Below are 5,096 nucleotides of genomic sequence, written 5' to 3'. Positions count from 1 at the left end.
CAAAAGAGGATAATTAAGGTTTGCGGCAAAAAGTTTTTCCTGGGGGCAGGGTGTAGGGTGTAGGGTGTAGGGTTTTACTGATTTTGAGGGGGTCAATTACCCAATTTTCAGGGAAAAAGTCCCTGAATTTGCCCCCTGATCACTCCCACATCCGGTACTTTTTGATTTCCAAAAGGTCTAAAAACCTTGTTGGATAAGGTTTTTAGATTTATTCAGCCAGCCCTATATAACTGATTACTGATTACTGTCGCGGTTGTACGGGGAAACCTTGACGCTGAAGCATTTCCGCCGCATCTTGGCCTGGTTGATAGTTGATACCGAGGGTAGAGGTGGCCGTATCTTCGATGATTTTGGGAGTGAGGAGAATAATCACCTCACTGCGATTATTCTGATTGGTTCGACTGCGGAATAAAGCCCCTAAAATGGGAATATCCCCTAAAATCGGCACTTTTGTCTCAGAACTTTGTTGTGTTTCTTGGATAATCCCAGAAAGAATTAAACTCTGTCCATCCCGGAGACGAATTAAACCAGAAGTCAATTCCCGACGAATCAGAGGGGTAAGGGTGTTGATTGTGAGACCACCGCTATCAAATCGAATTGGAGACCCCGGAGAGGCGATGGTAGGGCTAACCGACAGGGAAATAAAACCGTTATCATCCACCTGATCGACGTTTACCGCTAAAGTTAATCCAGCATCGGCCAGTACAGGGACAGTGGTGCGTTCGCCACTGAGAGGATCTACACTTGTCTCCACACTTTCTAGCACTTTCTCGGTGAGCTTAACGGTGGCCTGTTGACCTTCCTGCACCACCAGGGAGGGATCGGTGAGAATCTTGGCATTTCCTGTCTGAATTGAGGCTTGCAGGGTCATCAGGAATTTTTGGGGATACTGGAATAGGGTCGGGGGTTCGTATTCATACTCTATTATTCCCGTCTCTGGGTCAATATTAATATCACTCAAACCGGGTTGAAAGGGGTTAACAGTGCGACCAAAACTAGGACGAGCATAGGGTGTTGTGCTACCTACAAAGTCATTGAGTCCCTGGTTAACACGGCCAAAAGGAGCGCCATTCTGAATGTCAAAAAAAGGTTGAATTTCTGCTGTCCCCGTACCCGATATGATATCGAAAATCGGCACAACAGGCTGTGCGAAAGCCCCCGGTCTGCCTACAGTTGAGCTAGTGGGTGGGTTCATATTACCAAAGTTCAGCACTGCTGCCCCGTTATCTTGAACGAAGAAACCATCGTTAAAACCGAAGGAAAAACTACTGTTAAATCTGTCTGTATTGAGTAGGTTCACATCGATAACTTTCACATTAACCACCACCTGACGGCGACGGGCATCCAGTTGGGTTAATAAGGATGTGGCGATCTGGACTTGTCGGGGTTCGCCGATTAAATTAATAGAATTAAGGCGATCATCGGCGGCAATTCTTAAACCGGTTAAAAGTAGGGCAGCTTTTGATCCTTCTGTGTTTTGGGGGGTCAGTGGCTCTAGGGTAGGAGCAACATCCCGGCGACCGATTACTCGTCCGGTGAGGGGATCGACGATATCCTCGGTTTGGGTAACTAAACGCTGGTATTCTGCCCCTTGGGTGGCGAGGAAAATGGCGGCGGCGACAGCTTTAACTTGATTGAGACGCAGGGTGCGGCTAATCAGATTACGAGCCCCTTGGGGTAATTGCGCCCCGACAAAGATGGTTTTACCCTGACGGTTAGCTTGGAGTCCAGAAATTAACAAGACGGCGTTAAAAATGTTTTCCACCGATTCGTTAGTAAATTCCAAGGAAACTGTCTGAGAGGTGGCGTTAGCTTCCCCCTGGGCGCTGGTGAAAACGACGTTATAACCGGCATAGTTAGCAAGGGTCATTAACACTTCTCTAGCGGAAGCTTCCCGGAGTAAAACACGAGGTACAGTCATATTGCGATCGAATTTGACCTTTTCGGCACTAGCATCGATGTTAGAGATGGCAATATCTCCCACCGGTGGGGCGACGGCCCGGGGTAGGGTGGGAACACTGGGGGCTTGGGGTGCGCCTTGAATGATAATTTCGGGGTTGGGGACAAGGGGCGCACTTTGGGCGAGCAGTTTTTCCCTGGCTAAAATGCGATCGCTGATTTCCTTTTGTACGGCCGCGCTGGAAGGGACAAGCTGATTTTGCGACTTTTGTAAATTTTCTTGACTAAACTCTTGCCAAAATTCAACTTTTAATGTAGGGGATTTTAACTCTGAACCATGGAAGGAAATGGGGGTTTCGGCCAAAGCGCTCAGGGGAGCCATCAATAAAAACGAGGCAATTTGGGGGATAAACAGGGCATAGCGGGACGGATTCACTTTATTCACTCCTCAACGATTACGGGATTCAACGGACAAAAAACGCAATACTCACACTGGATTGAAGACTATTATTGGGGCGGACTAGCGGGGGGTTGACCTTCGGCGGGGGGTTGACCTTCGGCGGGGGGTGGCGGTGCTAATTTCGCCAATTCTTCAGCACTGAGAGGAATAATCACATTGAGAATAAAGGTGGTAGTAACGGGTTTATCGCCTTGGGGAACGATAGTGGCTTTATTGTTGCCGGTACTAACTACTTTAACCGCCGATCCTTCCTTTTCCATCTGGGTATTGAGACTGTTTAGCAAAATGAGCGGCTGTAATCTTTCTAAATCCCGAATCACCTCTTGAGTGTTAGCATAGTTCCCTTCGATCTTGACGTTAAGAGTTTGACGTTTGAGCTTATTATTAACCGCGCTACCGAGGGAACCATCGGAAACCACCACTGGTTCTAGTCCTTGGGGTTGGAAACTAATCAGCTTAACATTGCGAGACTTAAAGATATTACTAATATCTAAGAGAATAGTGCTTAAGTCCTTTTCTTTCGCAAAAAGCGAGAGTATTTGCTGTTTAATAGCTTTTTCTTGTTGCAACTGACTCTCGATTTTGGGGAATTCTGCGGCTCCGAGACCGCTTTTTTGTTGATCTACCTGTTGTTGTTTGCCAGCTGCATCGTTTTGCAACTGTTGCAAGGTATTATAAGCGGGCATCACCCAGTTAAAAAGCAGATAGAAAGAGCCAAGTAAACCTAGCACAGCGGCAGCGATGCCACTATTGCGGGGAGTAAAAGTTATCCCGAAAGCGATAGGATACTCGTCAAATTCCTCTAATTCCCGATCTTCAAATTCTTCGGTAAAGGTCATGGTTGAATGGCTCCTTGGCGTTTGAGAGTATTAATCCTAGTGACAACTCCGAGTGCTCCATTGCGGGTCAGATTGAGCAGTTGTTGAGTAGCGGGAGTATCACTTAATTGGGCGGTGATCACAAATTGAACCGCTTGGGGGAAAGTAACATTAATATTTTTGTACTTATTGTCCACCTGTACGGGTAAATCGGCTAGGGCAGCACTTTCGATCGCGGTTTTCTTGCCCTGTAAAAAAGGAGAAGCTTGCAGGGTTAAGAGATAATCATTTACTGCTTCGTAACTACTGGCAAAACCACTGATTTTTAACTGAGTAGCCCGATTCGGTTGCCCTTGATCTGGGGCGGCGGGAACCTCCACCTGCTGCACACTGGTTAGCTGGACGCTAGGGGGAGTTTGTTGGCGAATTTCTTGAAGAATGGCTGACCAAGGCCTAATCTGATTGAATACAGTTACCAGAGATTGATTTTCTCCTTCTACTGCCGTTAATTGCGCTCTCAGGTCTTCTAGCTTTTTGCTTTGGGCTTGCAGTTGACCTAATTCCGCGTCCAGTTGCTGAATTTTGGCCTGAGTTTCGCTGGTTTGCACACCGAGGATTAAACCGAGTAATCCCGTCAGTGTCAATAATCCGGCCCCGACTCCCACACCGATCAACAGGGGTGTTTGTTTACGCAGGTTAATACCGGTGGAAATCTTGGCCGCGGGGGTTCCTTTGCCCGTTTGGTTAAGATGGCGATCCTTAAGAAAATTAACGTCAAGACTATACATAATTTTTGTCTATACCTCCCGTAATCCTAAACCGAGAACTGTTCCTAATCCGGGTCTTTCGGTATTAGGAATCTCTTGAGTTGTATCCAAGTTCAGTGATGTGATCGGATCGATTGCCATGGTGGGGACGCTGAGACGTTGAGTAAAGTATTCGTCTAGTTGCGCTAAACCGCCCCCGGGACCGGCTAAAAGTAACTGGACGATTTCCAGTTCATCACTTTGGTTAAGATAGAAATTAATCGATCGCCGTAACTCATCGGTTAATTCCCCTAAAACGCGCATCAGTGCCGTCATCCCGGCGTTAGTAGGGGCCCCGGAAGTGCCGGTATTGCTGCTAAGACTATCAAAGGCAGTAATCGGAATTGTCATCCCCAAAAGAATCTCAGGACTGCGGGAGGTGGGCAAATTCATCGCCCTGGAGAGGGCATTTTGTAGCTGGAAAGTGCCGATGGGGACAGTGCGGGAAAATTGGGGAACGCCGTCCACCACGATGGCAATTTCCGTGTTATCAAATTCTATATCAACAATAACGGCGGCTTCATTGGAACTAAACTGTCGCAAATGCTCGCGAATCGTCCGAATTAGGGCAAAACTATTAATTTCTAGCACATCTACCTGTAATCCTGCCTGTTGGAAGGTTTCCATATAGGCATCGGTAATCTCCCGACGAGTCGCAACTAATAATACTTGTACTTTTTCGATCCCGTCTTCATCCTGAAAGTAGCCTAGTTTCTGGTAGTCGAGATCCACTTCCTCGCGAGGATAGGGAAGGTATAAACTAGCCTCATGATTTAAGACCAGATTTCGCAATTCCTGATCGTCCAATTCCGAGGGAATGGGGATAATCCGGATAATTGACTCGCGCATCGGCACAGCAGTAGCGACTCGTTTGCTGTTAATTTTATTTTCCTTGAGGACTTCTTGGATTAATTCCGCTAAAGCGGGGGAATCGACGATTTTTCCCTCCTCAAAGATGCCTTCCGGGATATCCGACGAACAACATTTAACTAATTTATAATTTTGTCCCTGTTTGGCGATCTGAGCTATGTTAATACGCTCCGGGGTGATCTCTAACCCAACACCTTGAGGTTTTTTTGTCAATAGCTTTTTAAAAAAACTTACCATAGATTT

Annotated in this window: 4 protein-coding genes; all 4 read right to left on the bottom strand. The window is 46.8% G+C overall.

Annotation, left to right across the window (positions count from 1 at the left end; all coding sequences use genetic code 11):
- Window positions 1–241: 241 nt before the first annotated feature.
- Window positions 242–2,335, bottom strand: coding sequence for a secretin GspD/PilQ domain-containing protein (locus PX636_RS12705; RefSeq protein ID WP_288117461.1), 2,094 nt, complete (start codon window positions 2,333–2,335; stop codon window positions 242–244).
- 71 nt (window positions 2,336–2,406) lie between these two features.
- Window positions 2,407–3,198: a hypothetical protein gene (locus PX636_RS12700; protein ID WP_004163472.1), complete on the bottom strand. Its 792-nt coding sequence runs from the start codon at window positions 3,196–3,198 to the stop codon at window positions 2,407–2,409.
- Entirely contained in the window at window positions 3,195–3,965 is a 771-nt protein-coding gene (locus tag PX636_RS12695; protein WP_288117459.1) for a PilN domain-containing protein, read from the bottom strand. Before PX636_RS12695 ends, PX636_RS12700 begins: the two co-directional genes overlap by 4 nt.
- Before the next feature lie 9 nt (window positions 3,966–3,974).
- A complete protein-coding gene (gene pilM / locus PX636_RS12690; protein WP_012264475.1) occupies window positions 3,975–5,090 on the bottom strand; it encodes a type IV pilus assembly protein PilM in 1,116 nt (371 codons plus the stop codon).
- Between the last annotated feature and the right edge of the window lie 6 nt (window positions 5,091–5,096).

Origin of the sequence: Microcystis sp. M53598_WE2 (assembly GCF_030067735.1) — a bacterium.
Lineage (GTDB): Bacteria > Cyanobacteriota > Cyanobacteriia > Cyanobacteriales > Microcystaceae > Microcystis > Microcystis aeruginosa.
The sequence above is the reverse complement of the archived record's forward strand: the minus strand, read 5'-3'. Positions and strand labels throughout refer to the sequence as shown.

Coding starts and splice junctions, on each gene's coding strand:
- PX636_RS12700 (WP_004163472.1), bottom strand. CDS start 3,198: ATGACCTTTACCGAAGAATTTGAAGATCGGGAATTAGAGGAATTTGAC.
- PX636_RS12695 (WP_288117459.1), bottom strand. CDS start 3,965: ATGTATAGTCTTGACGTTAATTTTCTTAAGGATCGCCATCTTAACCAA.
- pilM (WP_012264475.1), bottom strand. CDS start 5,090: ATGGTAAGTTTTTTTAAAAAGCTATTGACAAAAAAACCTCAAGGTGTT.